The sequence below is a fragment of the Ensifer sp. ENS03 genome, from assembly GCF_014852035.1.
In the GTDB taxonomy this organism is placed as follows: domain Bacteria; phylum Pseudomonadota; class Alphaproteobacteria; order Rhizobiales; family Rhizobiaceae; genus Ensifer; species Ensifer adhaerens.
In genome coordinates, this window is the sequence record NZ_JACVAV010000003.1 from 1 (window position 1) to 17,653 (window position 17,653).

Sequence of the window (17,653 nt, forward strand, 5' to 3'; positions counted from 1 at the left end):
CGGGCGCGACCGCGTTGATCTCATCGATCGTCGGCAACCGCTTTTCGGCGAACTGGTGCTCGGTGAAGCCGCCGACGACCCGCACCCATTGCGGCGCCGGCGTGATCGCCACCTGCCGCTTCAGCATTTCCATCGCATCGGCAAGCGAGCGCACGCCGTCCCAGCGCAGCTCCATGTTGAAGTTGAGGCCGCCACGCACGACGTGGGTATGATTGTCGTTCAGTCCCGGCAGGACGCGCTTGCCCTTGAGGTCGATGGTCTTTGTGCCTGAGCCTGCCAGCGCCATGATCGTCCTGTCGTCACCGACAGCGAGGATCAGGCCATCCTTGACGGCAACGGCAGTGGCAGTCGGATTGGCGCGGTCGAGCGTCGTCACGAGGCCGCTGTGAAGGATCAGGTCGGGCGTCATCGAAGTATCTCCGGTCTGTTGGGCGCCGGCGGTGCGGGCCGACGGGAAGAGAGCGGGCAGCGCCAGCGACGAGGCGGCACCGAGGAACGAGCGTCTTGTCGGCATCGTCAGGCCCTTTCGTCGGTGCCGGCAGCATCCTTCGCCGTGCCGGTTGCGATCTGCCCGCCGGGCAGATGGCCGAACACGTGCGGCATGCACTGCCGATTGAACCAGGAGAGGTTGACCGGCTCACCCGACAGGGCGCGCTTGACCAGGGGGACGGATTGCTCCCCGATGAGAATGCCAAGCAGACCGATCAGCGCGATGACCGGCGGCGCCGGCGAGCGGACGTTGAGCAGCGCATAGATGACGCCGACGACCAGCCCGGCTCCAAGCGAGAGAAGGTACATCTTCATCGCCAACTCCTTTACGGGATAAAGGTGGCGCTCCGGCCGCAGCGAGGCGGCCAGAGCGTTAATCTAGAGCGCGGAAGCGTTCTGTCAGTGGCCTTCGGACGCGCCGAACATCGACTTGGCGTAGATGATGCCGAGACCATACGAACCGCCGAACTTCTTGGCGATACCGGTGGTCATGTCGTAGGTCCCGGTGCGCGCCCAGTCGCGCTGCAGCTCGAGCATGTATTGCAGCGAGGTCATCGGCCGGACGCCGGCCTGCACCATGCGGTCCATCGCCCGCTCATGCGCCTCATCCGAAACGTCGCCGCAGGAGTCGGCGATGACATAGACCTCGAATCCCTGATCGAGCGCCGAGAGGGTCGGGCCGACGATGCAGACCGAGGTCCACAGCCCGCACATGACAAGGCGCTTCTTGCCGATGCGGTTGACCTCTTCGATCACGGCGGCGTCTTCCCAGGTGTTCATCGAGGTGCGGTCCAGCAGTTTCTGGCCGGGGAAGGCATCGGTGATCTCGGAGAACATCGGGCCGGAGAAGGTCTTTTCGGCAACGGTCGTGAGGATGGTCGAAACGCCGAAACCTGCCGCCGCATTGGCGACAAGTGCTGCGTTGTTGCGCAGGAGCACCGCGTCGATCGACTTGGTCGCAAAGGACATCTGCGACTGGAAGTCGATCATGATCAGGGTGTGGTCTTTGGGCGAGACGAGGAGTTTACCGGGGGTCGCTGTCGCAGACATGGTCGTGACCTCTTACTGTTGAAACTGAACTCCGATTGGAGAGGCCCAACTATGCCGCCGACCGGCGACCCGTTCTTGTCGCCAAAGGTGGATTTTTGAAAGTTTCGCTCGCCTTCAGCCGGCAGGGCGCGTGTACTTTCAGAGGGTTACGACTGTCGGCTGCGCCGCCACTGGCGCGGCGTGGCACCTGCGGCCTGCGCAAAGGCCCGGGTAAAATGGCTCTGATCCGAAAAGCCGCAGACGACGGCAATTTCACTTAGGGACGTGGGCGAGAACTGCAACAGATCCTTGGCCTTTTCGATCCTCTGCTGCAGCAGCCAGCGGTAGGGCGTGCTGCCCATGGTCTCGCGAAAGGCACGCAAAAAAGCCGCTTGCGACAGATTGCAGGTCGCAGCCATGTCCTCGACGGTGAGCTCGCCATCCAGACGGGCTTGCACCAGATCGCGGATCTTCGCCTGGCAGCGCTGCGAAAGCCTGCGTCCTCCGGCAAGGCTCTCGCCACGGCCGTTACCGTACTGCCGGACCATATGCACGCCGATTGCCACCGAGAGCTGGTCGACAAACAGCGCGCTTCGATCCGTGTATCCGTCCACCGACGCAAACAAAGCGCCGAGCATGCCGCCGAGAACAGGGTCGGGCGAACCGGAAACGGGCCGCAGTTCGCTGACGCCAGAAGCATTTGCCGCGTCTGCGATGCGTTCGAGCGCACCGTGGCCGATTTCAAGCAAGGTGAAATCGAAGGATCCTTTGAGATCGGCTTTATAATCGTCGGCAAAGTTCCTGACGTAGATCGAGTTTTGGTCGAACTCCTGGGTCGCAGAGTGGTGCGCTCCGAAAACCCGGCGGCGATGACCGCCCACAAGCGATAGGCCGATCAGATAGCCTCGTCCGTTGCCAGGTGTCGTGACCTGGCCCGGCGGTCCCGCTGTCGACCGCTTGCGGTGGAAGACCATGTCGCGGCCTTCGATCGTCCTGTCGTCATCCAGCTGGTCGAGCGAGCATCCGAGACTGTCGCGCAGTCGCGCTCCGGCCGAGGCAGCGGAAACATTCGTCATCGTCTTCGCTCCTATGTGTCGAGACTGCCCGCCAAACCCACCTGCCGTGACGACGAAAACGAAAGACGTAAGTCGCCTCGCGCAGGATAAACGTGCGCGCAACTCATTCTCGGTTTCACCAAATCATTTGCAGGAGCGGCCCTATGATTGCCCCGGTCGCCGCATCATTCTTGCACGTTTTTCACCTGTTTTGAAAATTTTGCACGAGGGCGCGCCCTCTTTCCACCCTATTGCGGAGGTCGATCCACAGCGACGCCGACCAACCGGTTCTTTTTCCGGAAGCGTGCCGGCGTTTCCCCCGTCAGGCTGGTGAATACCCGGGTCATGTGGCTCTGGTCGGCAAAGCCGCTGTGGATAGCAATTTCAGCAAGAGGTGTGTCCTGAAGCAGACACTCCTTGACCCGCGCGATCCGATATTCGGACAGCCACCTGGACGGTGTGCGCCCGAAGCTTTCCTTGAAAGCCTTGTTGAAATAGCTGCGCGAGAGCTCGCACTGGGCCGCAAGATCGCCGATCGAGAACGGCGTGTTGAAATGGGCGACCAGAAACTCCGTCGCCAGCCTCTCCTGCCATGGCGCCAGCGTCCCCTTCTTGTCGACGGGGAAATGCAGACCGCCATAGGCCTGGCTGAGATGGGCCAATGCGGCAAGATTGATCTGTTCGACGAACAGCAGATTGGCCCGGTCCGGCTCATCGAGCGAGGGCAGCAGCGCCTGGGCAAGGCCGAACATGACCGGATCCACGCGTCCCTGCACGGGAGACAGCGACACATACTCGCCGCGCCCGGCCCTTTCGGTAAAGCTCCGCATTGAGGCAAAGGGAATTTGGAAGCGGACATTGTCGAAGGGCGACAGATGGTGGCACTGCCATTGGTCGCGAAGATCGGTGATCGCGAGCGAGGCCTTGGGATGCCCTCCCTCATAGACGAGTTCGCCACGCCGCCACAGGCGATGCGCCTCGAAGTCACGCATCTGCACGATGACGTTGAAGGCATCGGCGACCGGAATCAGCGGCCCGACTTCCAGATCGAAGCGATCCGAGAAGGTTCTCGTGACGGTGATGTCACCGACGCTGATCCGCTTGACGATAGGGCGCGGTGTGCGTTCGTCTGCGCTCAGTCCTTCTTGCAAGGCCATCGGTCAGGGTCTCCCGATTTCCAGCTCAGCCGCCCGCTTCAGCGGCCGGGCGGATGCTACAACGGTTGGCTGTCGCAATACAGAGGCAAATCCAGCGATGCATCGCCGAGCGTCAAAGGTCAGCATGGTACCCTCACTGCAGCCAGCGCGCGCGCCAGACGGCGGGTGTCACGCCCGTCACCTCACGAAAGGCCTCGACGAACCGGGCTTCGTCGGCATAGCCGCAACTGGCGGCGGTTTTGCTCAGCGACCATCCCTCCTCGATCAGATAGAGCTTGGCGCGACCGATCCGGTACCGCATCAACCACTCTTGCGGCGTCTGGCCGGTCACGGATGCAAAAGCCGCGGCAAAACCCTCCTCCGAAAGATTTGCGGCCGCTGCTGCTGCCGCAAACGAAAAGTCCTTGGCCCAATGGTCGATCATGAAGTCCTTGGCCGCCTTCTCCTGCCACACAGACAGATCGGGGCCGCCGGATGCGATGGCGCGATCCGGGTAGGAATGCAGAAGATGCGCGCAGATGGCGACGGCGATGTGCTGCAGTACCGCACCCGGTTCACCCTCGCTCTCGTCAAGAAGCGGCGACAGCGCCAAGGCGAGATTGTGCATGACGTCGTCGACCTCGCCGCGACGGCATCTAAGACTAGTGGCGGCGGGAGCATGCGAAAACTCGCAGACTTCATGAAACAAGGCCCGTGGCAGATGGAAAGCGAGTGAATCGAGATCGCTGACAAGCCGGATACTGGCGCCCTCAGCGAGATCGACGAGACAGATCGACCCCTGCCGGTAGCGGCGAATTTCACTTTCGCTTTCGCCCGGCACCAGGTCGCAGTGCATGACATCCTTGAAGTAGAACATCAGGAAATAGGCGTCGTCGGCCGGCAGCGATACGATGCGGCTCAGTTCTCCGTTCAGCCGGCACCGCAGGCGCGTCACCGAAAACCGGGCGTCCCGCACGGGCCGCACCATGAGAAACGGCGCCTTCGGCTCGCCAAAATACGCTCCAATACCGCTTGGCTCTGTCATCATCCGTCCAGCCCCGCCTGGCGATGGAGTTCACTCCTCGCGTGCAATCCGCTTCGATGCGCGAAAGGCCCGACGCAAGGGGGCATCTCGCGATTGCCGCTCATATCCGAGAAAAAATGGAGGGTGCTGCCAGTAATTTCTTGTACCCTTTGCTCACATTTAGCCGCAAACGGCTCTGTTTTGACTTCATGCCGCATGATCCCGCCGCTTCAAAGCGGCCGCGTCTCGGTGACGTAGCTCTCGAAGAAATCGGAGAACTTGGCAACCCTGAGCGGCAGCCGTTGACGGGCTGTGCGACATCCGGGCATTCGCGGCCTCCGTGGAAAACCTGGCGAACTCCATCGGCGACAGGCGGCGTGTGTACCCGGGCCAAGCCGTCTATGGCATCGGCTACGCCACAGGCGCGACGCTGCTCGCCGCACTCCTGGTCAAATATCCTGGTCTGTTCGAGCGAGCGGTCCTGCTGCATCCCCTTGTGTCGTGGGTGCCACCCGGCAACGCCGGACTTTAGGGCAAACCGATTCTGGCCACCGGCGGCCAAGACGATCCTACCGGTCCATTGGCGCTCACCGAACAACTGGTCGATTATCTTGCGGGGCAGAAAGCTGATGTCCGAGCCCTCTACAATCGGGGCGCACACGAGATCGGGCAGGATGAATTGATAGCGCTTCGGGATTTCTTTCAGGCGGCCATCGACTGAAGCAATGCGGGCCGCATCTGATGACGCGGCCCGCGATAGATTTTACTGCGCCTTGGCTTCGATATCGACTTGCTCGAGCAGAAGCGCCGGGTTTTCGGCAGCTCCCATCAGTTCGAGCGCGCCGACACCGGCTTCATCCTTGGCCTTGACCTTCAGCGTGAAGGTGCCGGGCTTGCTGATGAACTGGGTAAACGCCGTCGCCGCGTCCTGCAGTTTCGGCTGCGTGGCGGCAAAATGCTGCACGCCGGCGCTCGTCATCAACACGAGCAGGCCGCGAACGCTGTCCTCGGTCATGTGGTTATCCTCGGCATAGAGCTTGATGCCCTTGGCCATGATGCCCTTGTCCTCGAGCTTGAGCGTGACTTCCCTCGCCGTAAGACCGAACATCGCGATCTGCGCGGCATTGAGATCGCCGGAGAAGAAGTCCTCCGAAGCGCCGCCCATGACGCCGGAGAAGGAAAGGCTGCCCATGTCCTTGCCATCCAGCGAAATCTGCTTGATGACGAAGTTCTCGTTGGGCTCATCCCACGACAGTTCGACGTTGGACGAGAAGACCAGCTTGTCGAGGCCGATCTTGCGCAGCGTCTTGAAGCCCTCTTCCTGCGTGTCCGCAGGGATCGGAACGCTGAGGTCGCGGTAGCTGACGCGGACATCCGTCGGAATGCCGTTGCGCGGCTTCGTCAGCGCGATTTCATAGGTATCGAGCGTGAAACGAACGCGTTCCGGAACGGACGGCACGGCCGACTGCTCTACGGGCGCCTCGGCCATCGGGTCTTCCGGCACTTCACCGGCGATCTCCGCGCCGCTGGTGGCTTCGCCGTCGGTCGCTTCATCCGCCGACTGCTCTGCAGGCGCCTCGGCCATCGGCTCTTCTGCTGCATCGCCGGGGACCGCCGCGTCGCTGGCGGCTTCGCCGTTTGTCGTTTCGTCCGGCACCTGCTCGGCTTCCGGCGCCTGTTCGGCACTGATCGACGGATCGACCGCGGTTTCGGTCGCGCTCTCGTCCTCGACGGTTTCACTGTCCGTCACGGCTGCCGGGTCGCTGCCGGGCATGTCCACGTCGAGCCCGGCGATCCGGATCGTGCCGAATTCCGGCATCAGCGTGGTGTAGGGGAAGGTCTCGAATTCCTCCTCCTTCAGGCCCGCAAGCTTCGTCAGTGCCTCCATGGTCGGAGCCCAGGAGAAACCGTTGATGCTGGCTTCGGCAAACTTGAAGTAGTCGGTCCCCTCGCCCGCCGTGACACCGTTCATCGTGCCATCGAAACTGCGGCCGTTGAGCTGGAACGCCATCTTGTCGACGGCGAGCTTCACGAGTTTGCCCTCGGCGCTTTCCTGCTCTGGCACTTCCATCTTCAGGCCGAGCAGTTCCATGTCGCCCTTTGCCAGCATGTCGACCAGCGAAAGAATGCGTTTGAAGAATGCCTGGCGCTCCGCCGGTGGCAGGGCTTCCGGATCGCTGACCGCCTGGAGTTGCTCGAGCGTTTCGAGAAGCGGCTCGGTCGGCATGCGGACGCTGAGGCCGCTGCTGCGCACTTCGTCGTAACCGAAACGCGACTTGCTATCGGAGAAGGCAAGGTTCTTTACGGAGATCGGGCCGTAGAGCAGCTTCGGTTCCTTGTCCTCAGGACCGGCTTTTTGCGTGTAGATGCGGGCCATGTAGGCCACATCGAAGCTCTCTCCAGTGACGGCGCCCATGGTGCCGTCCATCTTTTCCCGCTTCGTTGCCCCTTCGCCGTCAGGAATATCCATGGCAAAGGCGAACGTGGCGCCGCTCGCCGAATAGCGCGCAACGCGGCCGCTGGCGATATCCTCGAGCCGGACATCCTTGTAGACCGTCTTCTGCTCGGAGCTTGCAACGTTCTGGACGATGGTCACTTCCGGCGCGGAGGCCTGCTTTGCCGCGAAACGCTCGATGCGCTTCAAAAGGTCAGCCTTTTCCCCGCTTGCCGTCAGGCCGGCTGCGAAAAAGTCGGGATCTTCCAGCGTTGCCGCAGGCACGGAAAGCTTGGCGGCCTTCAGGTCGAGCTCCAGGCCCTTCACGTCGAGCTTGCCGCTCAGCGAAAAGATCTTCGGACGTCCGTCGATTGCCGCGATGCGCGCGCTGACGCCATCGGCGAAAGGCAGCGTGACGTCGCGCAGATGAACGCGGCCGAAGAAGTCCGCCTCAACCGAACCGGCCTTCCCGCCGCGCTCGGCGATGAAGGTCCCGACCGCCTTTTCGAGCATGAACTTGCCGCCGACGACACCCGCGGCTGCGATCGCGATGACCGCGACAGCAGCCCAAAGTGCTTTGCGACGGCCCTTGCCGGCACCAATTTCTGTCTCAGCCACGATTTCTGTCCTTTCGTCACACGAAAAATGGAAAGCTCTTGAGTCGTTGCGGTGTGACTAACCATTGGCGCTACCTTCCGCAAGTTTGGCGGGAGTGCAGTGCAACAATTTTCTTGTATCGGCTGCAATCGGCAAACGCTCAAACGTCATCAAAAATGCATGGAGGGCTGCAAGCATGTGCCCATGGGACCCATGTCCATTAGCGATAGGATCTGCTTATCGCCACAATCAGGAAATCCAACTTAAATTAATGGAACCACTTTGATAGAGTCTACGGCACAATGAGGGAGACGCAGCCAGTGGCGACACCGCTTCGCGGAACGACAACCACCGACGGCACCAGACACGCCGGGCCGCGGGCTCGGCTGGGCGCCTGTCCGCGCCTGGCGCTTTTCCTCTGACCCATCCAAAATTCACGTCATCTTGAAGGGAGATAAAAATGGACGCGAAAGCCGACAAAACGGGCAAATGTCCCGTCATGCATGGAGCCCAGACGAGCGCACAGTCGCCCGGCACCTCGAACCGCGACTGGTGGCCGAACCAGCTCAACCTGAAGATCCTGCACCAGAACTCTTCGCTGTCCGATCCGATGGGCGAAGCCTTCGACTACGCCGAGGAATTCAAGAAACTCGACCTGCCGGCGGTGAAGAGGGACCTCTTCGCGCTGATGACCGATTCGCAGGATTGGTGGCCGGCCGACTTCGGTCACTATGGCCCGCTCTTCATCCGCATGGCCTGGCACAGCGCCGGCACCTACCGTACCGGTGACGGCCGCGGCGGCGCGGGCGCCGGACAGCAGCGCTTTGCGCCACTCAACAGCTGGCCGGACAACGCCAACCTCGACAAGGCACGCCGCCTCCTCTGGCCGATCAAGCAGAAATACGGCAACAGCATCTCCTGGGCCGACCTGATGATCCTCGCCGGCAACTGTGCGCTCGAGTCTATGGGCTTCAAGACCTTCGGCTTTGCCGGTGGCCGCCCCGACGTATGGGAACCGGAGGAAGACATCTACTGGGGCACGGAAAAGACCTGGCTCGACGACAAGCGCTACTCGGGCGACCGCGACCTCGAGAACCCGCTCGCCGCCGTTCAGATGGGCCTGATCTACGTCAACCCGGAAGGCCCGAACGGCACTCCGGACCCGCTCGCCGCCGCGCGTGACATCCGCGAAACCTTCGCGCGCATGGCGATGAACGACGAGGAAACCGTGGCGCTGATCGCCGGCGGCCACACCTTCGGCAAGACCCATGGCGCCGGCGATGCGGCCAATGTCGGCCGCGAGCCGGAAGCTGCCGGTATCGAGGAACAGGGCCTCGGCTGGGCAAGCACCTACGCCAGCGGCCGTGGTGGCGACACCATCACGAGCGGCCTCGAAGTCACCTGGACGACGACGCCGACCAAATGGAGCAACAACTTCTTCTGGAACCTCTTCGGCTACGAATGGGAACTGACGAAGAGCCCGGCCGGCGCGCACCAGTGGACGCCGAAGCATGGCATGGGTGCCAACACCGTGCCGGACGCGCACGACAAATCCAAGCGCCATGCGCCGTCGATGCTGACGACCGACCTCGCCCTGCGCGTCGACCCGGCCTACGAGAAGGTCGCACGGCATTTCTACGAGAACCCGGATGCCTTCGCCGACGCCTTCGCCCGCGCCTGGTACAAGCTGACGCACCGCGACATGGGTCCGCGCGCCCGCTATCTCGGCCCGGAAGTGCCGGCCGAAGAGTTGATCTGGCAGGATCCGATCCCGGCCGTCGATCATCCGCTCGTCGACGCCAAGGATATCGCCGATCTCAAGGCCAGGGTCCTCGCTTCGGGCCTTTCGGTATCCGAACTGGTTTCGACCGCCTGGGCGTCGGCCTCGACCTTCCGCGGCTCGGACAAGCGCGGCGGCGCCAATGGCGCGCGCATCCGCCTTTCCCCGCAGAAGGACTGGCAGGTCAACCAGCCGGCGCAGCTGGCGAAGGTTCTCGAGGTCCTCGAAGGCATCCAGCGTAGCTTCAACGACGCCCAGTCCGGCGGCAAGAAGGTGTCGCTCGCCGACTTGATCGTGCTCGGCGGCGCCGCAGCGGTCGAGAAGGCAGCCAAAGCCGCCGGCCACGACATCGAGGTCGCCTTTGCGCCTGGCCGCATGGATGCGACGCAAGAACAGACCGATGTCGAGTCCTTCGCGGTTCTCGAACCGATCGCCGACGGCTTCCGCAACTACCAGCGGGCCCAGTACGCGGTTTCGCCGGAAGAGCTGCTGATCGACAGGGCGCAGTTGCTGACGCTGACCGCGCCGGAGATGACCGTGCTCGTCGGGGGCTTGCGCGTTCTCGGCGCGAACCACGGCCAGACCGCCCACGGCGTCTTCACCGATCGCCCGGAAACGCTCAGCAACGACTTCTTCGTCAACCTGCTCGACATGGGCACGGCCTGGACGGCGACGTCCGACGCGAAGGATGTCTTCGAAGGGCGTGACCGCAGAACCGGCGACGTCAAGCGGACGGCCACACGCATCGATCTCGTCTTCGGTTCGAACTCGCAGCTGCGGGCCATCGCCGAAGTCTACGGCCAGGCGGATGCAAAGGCGAAGTTCGTACGCGACTTCGTCGCGGCCTGGACCAAGGTGATGAACGCCGACCGTTTCGACCTCGTCTGACGGCTCGATCCGGCAACAGTACTAAGCTTGGTCCCGGCACCACGCCGGGACCTATCTGCCCAGCGGCTTCGCGAAACTGTCACCGGAGGTTGCAGACCGGTCTCGTCAATTGTGACGATGTGGCACACGTAAAACGTTCGCCTCCACGCAACTCCCTCAACCGAAATCCGACAAAATCAGCCTGTCGCCTCCCTCTGCCGTGAACGGACGATGGTCTGGCAAATCATTGCTTTTGTGACAAGTTCTCTCTGAACCCGCCTTTCGCGGGCATTTGCATCATCTTTGCAAGCCTCCGCTTAAATCAACCCATGATTGCGTGACTTGGCGCGGAGAACATGTTCTGATTTCAATGCACTGCCAAGGACTGATCTTATCTCCAGCTGTTTCGTTCAGGGGGAACGTTGCATGCGTCGTTCGAGAATTCCTGCCCTTTCACTATCATCAGCACTGCTTGTCGCGATCGGGTTTTCCGCGCAAACGGCATTGGCGCAGCAGGCGCCAGCCGTGGTCGTGGCGCCGGCCACCATCATGGACCTGCGCGAGAGCGTGGATCTGACGGGCAAGGTTACGGCGATCCAGAAGGTCGATATTCGCGCCCGCGTTTCGGGTTTCCTCGAGGCGGTCAACTTCACCGAAGGGCAGAAGGTGACGGCGGGCACGGAGCTCTACCGGGTGGAAGACGGCGCCTACCGCGCCGCCGTGCAGGAGATCGAAGGGCAGATCGAGGCAGCCGAAGCCGCCAAGGAATTCGCGATCCTCGAGCGCGACCGCGCCGAGCAGCTCCTCACCAGCAAGACGATCAGCCAAGCCAAGGTCGACGAAGCGCACGCGCAAGTCAGGAAAGCCGAAGGTGACCTGATCCGGCTCAAGGGCAGCAAGGACAACGCCGACCTCAACCTCTCCTATACGAAGATCACGGCGCCTTTCGACGGCATCGTCGGCCTGACGGCGGCCGATGTCGGCGCCCTCGTCGGCCCGGACAGCGGCGCGCTTGTGACGCTGACCCGGCTCGACCCGATCTATGTCCAGTTTCCAGTGGCGACCGCACTTTACCTCACCTATCGCGAACGGGTGGTGAAGGGCGAGATCAGCGGCGGTGCCAATGTCGGGCTCGGCCTTCCGAACGGCACCGAGTACAAGCAAAAAGGCACAATCAACTTTATCGCCAGCAACGTCTCGCAAGGGACGGACACGGTGACCGTGCGCGCCGAGTTCCCCAATCCGGACAGCATCCTGCTCGACGGTGCGTTGGTGCGGGTGATGCTCGAACAATCCGACAAGCAGGACGTGCTTGCCGTGCCGCAGCAGGCGGTCCAGCGTGACCAGCAGGGCGCCTTCGTTCTGGTGGTCGACGCCAGTTCCAAGGTCGAGCTTCGCCGCATCGACGTGTCACGCAACGCCCGTGGCCAGGCGGTCATCAGCAAGGGCCTCAAGGAAGGCGAGAACGTCATCACAGAGGGCGCCGGCAAGGTTCGTCCGGGCATCACCGTCGATGCGGCCACGGCAGCAGGTGGCTAAGCGATGATTTCAGAGATCTTTATCGATCGCCCGCGCTTCGCCACGGTCATTTCCATCGTGCTGACGCTGGCGGGTCTGCTTGCGCTCACCCGTCTGCCGATCGCCCAGTTCCCCGATATCGTGCCGCCGCAGGTGAGCGTCACCGCCAGTTATCCCGGCGCCGGCGCCGACGTGGTCGAAACCACCGTCGCCCAGCCGATCGAAAGCAAGGTCGTCGGCGTCGACGACATGCTCTACATGAAGTCGACGAGCGGCGCCGACGGCTCTTATACGCTGACCGTCACCTTCGCCGTCGGCACCGATCCTGATATCGCCACCGTCAACGTGCAGAACCGCGTGTCGCTCGCCGAGGCCGGCCTGCCCTCCGAGGTCAAGCAGAGCGGCGTCAGCGTGCGCAAGAAGTCCTCCGCGCTGATGCAGGTCGTCACGATCTTTGCAGCGGACGAGAAGCAGAACTTCGACAGCCTGTTCCTGTCCAACTACGCCACGATCAACGTGCTTGATACGGTCAAGCGCGTGCCCGGCGTCGGCGATGCCCAGCTCTTCGGCGCCCAGGACTACTCGATGCGCGTCGTACTCGACATCGACCGCATGACCAGCCTCGACCTGACGCCGACCGATGTGATCAATGCGCTGAAGGCCCAGAACGTCCAGGCCGCGATCGGCCGCATCGGCGCCCAGCCGATGACCGACGACCCGCTGTTCCAGCTCAATCTCCAGACGCAAGGGCGCCTCACCGATCCCAAACAGTTTGAGGACGTGGTTCTGAGGGCACGGCCCGACGGCTCCTATGTGCGCATCCGCGACGTCGCGCGCGTCGAACTCGGCGCCGCCAGCTCCGATTCCAACGCCCGGATCAATGGCAAGCCGGTCGCCATGATCGGCACCTACCAGGCGCCGGGCGCCAACGCGCTTGCTGCCGCCAGGGGCGTGCAGGACGCGATGGAACGATTGTCGAAATCCTTCCCGCCGGGCCTCACCTATTCGGTCTCCTACGACACAGCCCAGTTTGTCGAAGCCAGCGTCGACAACGTCGAGGAGACGCTGTTTGAGGCCTTCATCCTCGTCATCATCATCGTCTTCCTGTTCCTCGGAAACTGGCGGGCGACCCTAATCCCACTCGTTGCCGTTCCCGTCGCACTCATCGGCACCTTCGCCGTGCTGCTCGCCATGGGTTTCTCGCTCAATACCGTGTCGCTGCTTGCCATGGTGCTGGCGATCGGCATTGTCGTTGACGACGCGATCGTGGTGGTCGAAAACGTCGAGCGGGTGATGGAGGAAAATCCAGGCCTGTCGGCTGCGGAAGCGGCAAGGCGTGCGATGGGCGAAATCACCGGCGCCATTGTCGCCATCACCCTCGTGCTGCTCTCCGTCTTCGTGCCCGTCGCCTTCATTCCTGGCCTCAGCGGCCAGCTGTTCCAGCAGTTCGCCGTCGCCGTTTCGGTGTCGATGGTAATCTCGGCGATCAACGCGCTGACGCTCAGCCCGGCGCTCTGCGCGGTGCTCTTGAAACCCCATCACGGGCCGAAGCGCGGCATCCTTGGTTACATCTCGCGGACCATCGACAAGGGGCGTGACGGCTATGCCTTCGTCGCCGGACACATCGCCCGGCGCGCCATCATCGGCCTCGCACTGCTGGCCGTCGCCTTCGTCGCCACGGGCTTCCTCTTCAAGGTCGTGCCGACCGGCTTCCTGCCGGCGGAAGACCAGGGCGCGTTCTTCACGGAAATCCGTCTGCCGGAAGGCGCCTCCTACAACCGCACCGACGAAGTCGTGAAACAGGTCGAGACGATGCTCGGCGGCATCGAGGGCGTTGCCAACGTCATCACCGTCACCGGCTACTCCTTCCTCGACGGTTTGTCGAAGTCCAACTCGGCCTTCGCGATCGTCACGATGAAACCCTTTGCGGAACGCCTGAGCGATGCGGCCGGCGTCGAGGCGGCGATCCGCACGACCATGGTCAAGGGCCAGGCGATCCGCGGCGCGCAGATCTTCGCCTTCAACCTGCCGCCGATCATGGGCCTCGGCACCGGCTCGGGCTTCGAGTACCAGTTGCTCGATCTGCAGGGCCGTTCCGTCGCCGATCTTTCGGCAACGGCGGGCGGCTTGATTATCGCCGCCAACCAGAACCCGGCGCTCGGGCCGACCTTCACCACCTATTCGGCAAGCTCGCCGCAGCTCTATCTCGATATCGACCGCGACCGCCTGCAGGCCCTCGGCGTTTCGGTGAGCGACCTCTTCACCACGCTGCAGGGCACGCTCGGCAGCTACTACGTCAACGACTTCAACCTCTTCGGCCGCACCTGGAAGGTGACGATGCAGGCGGCGCAAGCCGACCGCAACGCCGTCGACGACATCCAGCGCCTACACGTGCGCAATACGAGCGGCGACATGGTGCCGGTCGCCTCGGTCGCCAAGGTCGACTATATCGTCGGTCCCCAGTCGATCGTGCGCTACAACAATTATCGCTCGATCACGCTGAACGGCCAGCCGTCCGCCGGCCACTCCTCGGGCGAGGCGCTTGCCGCCATGGAAGCGTTGTCGGCCTCGACCCTGCCGCCCGGCTACAGCTACGAATGGACCGGAACGGCGTTGCAGGAGCTGGAGGCGGCGGGCAAGACCACCGCCATCCTGGCAATGGCCGTGCTGTTCGCCTACCTCTTCCTCGTCGCGCTCTACGAAAGCTGGACGATCCCCGTGCCGGTGCTCCTGTCGGTTGCCTTCGGCGTCTCAGGCGCGCTCTTGTCCGTGCTCGTCGCGGGTCTGTCCTTCGACATCTACGCCCAGATCGGCCTCGTCGTACTGATCGCGCTCGCCTCGAAGAACGCGATCCTGATCGTCGAGTTTGCCAAGGCGCACCGCGAGGCTGGAGCAAGCATCGTCGATGCGGCGATCGAGGGCGCCCGCGCCCGCTTCCGCGCCGTGATGATGACGAGCTTCGCCTTCATCGTTGGCCTGGTGCCGCTGGTGGTCGCCAAGGGCGCCGGCGAACTCAGTCGGCGCGCGGTCGGCACCGGTGTCGCTGGCGGCATGCTTGCCGCAGCGCTCGTCGGCATCTTCGTCATTCCGGCGCTCTACGTCGCTTTCCAGTGGCTGCGTGAGCGCGGCCACAAGCTCGTGGGCATTTCCCGGCATCCGGCCGTTGAAGGCGAAGCAGCGGAACGCAAGGCCGAGACGCCGGCCGGGCACTGACGGCCGGTCGAGTTCAAGCCGACAAAGGATCGTATCTCTCGTCTCAGCTTGACGCCCCTTGCGACCAAGTATCGGCGGCGCACCGCGCCGCCGTCTCGGGAAATCTCAAGCCGGCGCCGACAGGCGGATCCCCTGTTCGGCGAAGTAGGCTTCGAGGGCTTCCGGCATCGCTCGGTCCGCAACCACCGCCACATAGCTGTCCGGACGCAGCAGATAGGCGGCATCCCGCGCCAGGCCGGCGGCGGCCTGTTGCTCGCCCCATGGGAAGACGTGAAGCGGCATGTGCTTGGCCGCGCACCAAGCTCTTATGTCGTTATGCGCCTCGCCATAGACATGCACCTGCCAGGCGATGGCCGCCAGCGAAGCGTAATTGTCGAGGCCATTGATGCCTAGCCAGGGCAGCCGATCGCCACCCTGCACCCGGCCGCGCGCACTCCGGCTCAAGGGGCCGCCGCGATAGTTGAGCTGCGTCTGCGACAGGATGCGAAACAGGAATTCTCTGACACCGCCGACGCGGTAGGCGACACCAGTCAAGGCTGGGGCGACGTGGACGCGCAGGAAATCCGCGACGCTGCCCTCGGCCGTCACGAAGGTGAACAGCCGGTCGGTCGTTTCGACAAGCTGGCGGGCAAATGCGATCCGTTCGCCTTCATAGCTGGCGAGCAAGCGGTCCGGCGCCTGTCCCTTCAGCACCGCTGCAAGCTTCCAGGCCAGATTGATGGCGTCGCCGATGCCGGTGTTCATGCCCTGGCCGCCGACCGGACTATGCACATGCGCAGCGTCGCCGAGCAGAAACACGCGCCCGCGCCCGAAGCGATCGGCGACACGATGATGCACACGGTAGGTGGAGAACCAGTTGACCTTGTCGACGGTGAGGCGAAGGCTTTCGATGGCGCGATGGCTCACATCGGCGAAGGTGAGTGCGTCTGCATCCTCCCGCTTCTCCCGCACCAGACCGATGAGGCGGCCCCGCCCCTCGGCATAGGCGAGCAAGGCGACGAAATCACCGGTTTCGAGCGATATATGGGCTTCTCCATTCGCAGTCGCCCCACTCACTTCGACGTCAGCGACGTAAAAGGTCTGGTCGTAGGTTCCGCCGGCAAAATCGACCTCCAGTCCGTGCCGGACCGGCGAGCGCGCGCCGTCGCACCCGGCAAGATAATGCGCCGTGCAAACGTCCGAGCCGCCATCGGGCAACTGCAAGCGAGCGCTAACCCCGGCGGCGTCATGCTCGAACTCGACAAGCTCGGTCTGCCGCTCGACCTTGACGCCCAAGGCCGCCAGTCGGGCCTCGAGCAGCCGCTCGTGATGATCCTGCGGATAGACAAGAACGAAGGGATAGGGCGTCATTTTCCCGCCGGTCGGACTGAAGGATATCCGCGCCTTGACCTTGCCCTTCGCCCAGAGGCTGACCGAAGGGTTGCGGTGACCCGCCTCGAGCACGGCATCGGCCAGATCGAGCTGCCGGTAAAGCTCAAGCGTTCGCGCGTGCACCACCATCGCCCGCGATGTCGGGCCGGGACCAGCGTTCTTGTCGATGATGCGGACCTTGACACCCTGGGCGGTCAGCCAGAGAGCCAGCACCAGGCCGGTCGGTCCCGCGCCGGCGATCAGCACATCCTGTTTCACCCTGCTCTCCCCGCTCGCTCTGTCGGCGGCCCGGTCGCATCGGGATTTGGGTTTCTCCGCCCACAACGGCAGCCTACGCGCAGGCGACGGCAAATGCCAAGCAGCGCAGCGGATTCCGCCTTGTGCCTTGCCCGGCGGACGCGGCTGCGGATCAGCCGCGTGCCCTCAAATTGGCGATCAACTGCTGCTGGCCGACGCGGATCACCTGCTCCATCGCAACCCGTGCACCTTCCTCGTTGCGCAGGCGGATCTGCTCGACGATGCGGATATGCGCGACAGCGACGCGGTCGATCTCGGCGCCATCGGCGGCCGTGTTGCTCAATTGAAAGACACCCATCAGCGCCGCCTCGATCAGGCTGCCGACGGTCTGCATGAACGGATTGAGCGACGCTTCGAGCAGACGGAGATGGAATTCTAGATCGGCACGCGCCAGCGTCTGCGCGCTATGGCCGGCATCGCCCATGGCAACGGCCAGCCGCATCATCTGGGAAATATCCGCGTCCGTGGCGCGGCGTGCCGCCAGTCCGGCCGCATAGGGCTCGAGCGCCAGGCGGACCTCGCTGACATGGCGGAGAAACGCCTCATCGACGCCGGCCCGGAAATGCCAGGAAAGCACGTCGCCATCGAACAGGTTCCAGTTTGCCTGCGGCATCACGCGCGTGCCGATGCGAGCGCGGGCGACAATCAGCCCCTTGGCGGCAAGTGTCTTCATCGCCTCGCGCAGGACCGTGCGCGAAACGTTGAAGCGTGCCGCCAGCTCCACATCGCCCGGCAGGATATCCCCGACAGCGAATTCCCCTCCGACCACCGCCTGGCCGAGTTCCTCGACCACGAGCCGGTGGCTCGTGCGTTTGCGCGGCTGATGGGGGGACGGCCACATCG

General features: G+C 63.4%; 12 protein-coding genes. 3 read left to right on the forward strand and 9 right to left on the reverse strand.

Annotated elements, in window-relative coordinates; all coding sequences use genetic code 11:
* The 7 genes from IB263_RS12900 to IB263_RS12930 form a co-directional block, all read right to left on the reverse strand.
* The coding region (locus tag IB263_RS12900; RefSeq protein WP_192438595.1) for an amidohydrolase family protein at positions 1-514 on the reverse strand (514 nt) is incomplete at its 3' end.
* Between the two features lie 2 nt (positions 515-516).
* Complete coding sequence (locus IB263_RS12905; protein WP_034789552.1) at positions 517-804, reverse strand: XapX domain-containing protein; 288 nt, start codon at positions 802-804, stop codon at positions 517-519.
* 84 nt (positions 805-888) lie between these two features.
* Complete coding sequence (locus IB263_RS12910; RefSeq protein WP_110818732.1) at positions 889-1,539, reverse strand: hydrolase; 651 nt, start codon at positions 1,537-1,539, stop codon at positions 889-891.
* Between the two features lie 146 nt (positions 1,540-1,685).
* Positions 1,686-2,594 carry an AraC family transcriptional regulator gene (locus IB263_RS12915; protein ID WP_060605996.1) on the reverse strand — a complete coding sequence of 303 codons (909 nt, stop codon included), beginning with the start codon at positions 2,592-2,594 and terminating at the stop codon, positions 1,686-1,688.
* A 227-nt stretch (positions 2,595-2,821) separates the two neighbouring features.
* Positions 2,822-3,730, reverse strand: coding sequence for an AraC family transcriptional regulator (locus tag IB263_RS12920; protein ID WP_060605999.1), 909 nt, complete (start codon positions 3,728-3,730; stop codon positions 2,822-2,824).
* Between the two features lie 133 nt (positions 3,731-3,863).
* Complete coding sequence (locus IB263_RS12925; protein ID WP_110818733.1) at positions 3,864-4,757, reverse strand: AraC family transcriptional regulator; 894 nt, start codon at positions 4,755-4,757, stop codon at positions 3,864-3,866.
* A 739-nt stretch (positions 4,758-5,496) separates the two neighbouring features.
* A complete protein-coding gene (locus IB263_RS12930; protein WP_060606003.1) occupies positions 5,497-7,785 on the reverse strand; it encodes a hypothetical protein in 2,289 nt (762 codons plus the stop codon).
* A gap of 439 nt (positions 7,786-8,224) precedes the next feature.
* Here IB263_RS12930 and katG point away from each other — a divergent pair, with 439 nt between their 5' ends.
* The 3 genes from katG (at position 8,225) to IB263_RS12945 (ending at position 15,142) form a co-directional block, all read left to right on the forward strand.
* A complete protein-coding gene (gene katG, locus IB263_RS12935; RefSeq protein WP_113505524.1) occupies positions 8,225-10,432 on the forward strand; it encodes a catalase/peroxidase HPI in 2,208 nt (735 codons plus the stop codon).
* A gap of 405 nt (positions 10,433-10,837) precedes the next feature.
* On the forward strand, positions 10,838-11,950 hold the full coding sequence (locus tag IB263_RS12940; protein ID WP_110818735.1) for an efflux RND transporter periplasmic adaptor subunit: 1,113 nt from the start codon (positions 10,838-10,840) through the stop codon (positions 11,948-11,950).
* Between the two features lie 3 nt (positions 11,951-11,953).
* Positions 11,954-15,142: an efflux RND transporter permease subunit gene (locus IB263_RS12945; protein ID WP_110818736.1), complete on the forward strand. Its 3,189-nt coding sequence runs from the start codon at positions 11,954-11,956 to the stop codon at positions 15,140-15,142.
* A gap of 105 nt (positions 15,143-15,247) precedes the next feature.
* Here IB263_RS12945 and IB263_RS12950 read toward each other — a convergent pair whose 3' ends face one another.
* Both IB263_RS12950 and IB263_RS12955 read right to left on the reverse strand, forming a co-directional pair.
* Positions 15,248-16,771, reverse strand: a complete 1,524-nt coding sequence (locus IB263_RS12950; RefSeq protein ID WP_110818737.1) for an FAD-dependent monooxygenase — start codon at positions 16,769-16,771, stop codon at positions 15,248-15,250.
* A 151-nt stretch (positions 16,772-16,922) separates the two neighbouring features.
* Positions 16,923-17,651, reverse strand: coding sequence for a FadR/GntR family transcriptional regulator (locus IB263_RS12955; protein WP_060528942.1), 729 nt, complete (start codon positions 17,649-17,651; stop codon positions 16,923-16,925).
* Positions 17,652-17,653: the final 2 nt, after the last annotated feature.

Bases quoted from the DNA above. Each gene is read 5' to 3' on its own strand.
- IB263_RS12905 (WP_034789552.1), bottom strand. From the start codon at position 804: ATGAAGATGTACCTTCTCTCGCTTGGAGCCGGGCTGGTCGTCGGCGTC.
- IB263_RS12910 (WP_110818732.1), bottom strand. From the start codon at position 1,539: ATGTCTGCGACAGCGACCCCCGGTAAACTCCTCGTCTCGCCCAAAGAC.
- IB263_RS12915 (WP_060605996.1), bottom strand. From the start codon at position 2,594: ATGACGAATGTTTCCGCTGCCTCGGCCGGAGCGCGACTGCGCGACAGT.
- IB263_RS12920 (WP_060605999.1), bottom strand. From the start codon at position 3,730: ATGGCCTTGCAAGAAGGACTGAGCGCAGACGAACGCACACCGCGCCCT.
- IB263_RS12925 (WP_110818733.1), bottom strand. From the start codon at position 4,757: ATGATGACAGAGCCAAGCGGTATTGGAGCGTATTTTGGCGAGCCGAAG.
- katG (WP_113505524.1), top strand. From the start codon at position 8,225: ATGGACGCGAAAGCCGACAAAACGGGCAAATGTCCCGTCATGCATGGA.
- IB263_RS12940 (WP_110818735.1), top strand. From the start codon at position 10,838: ATGCGTCGTTCGAGAATTCCTGCCCTTTCACTATCATCAGCACTGCTT.
- IB263_RS12945 (WP_110818736.1), top strand. From the start codon at position 11,954: ATGATTTCAGAGATCTTTATCGATCGCCCGCGCTTCGCCACGGTCATT.
- IB263_RS12955 (WP_060528942.1), bottom strand. From the start codon at position 17,651: ATGTGGCCGTCCCCCCATCAGCCGCGCAAACGCACGAGCCACCGGCTC.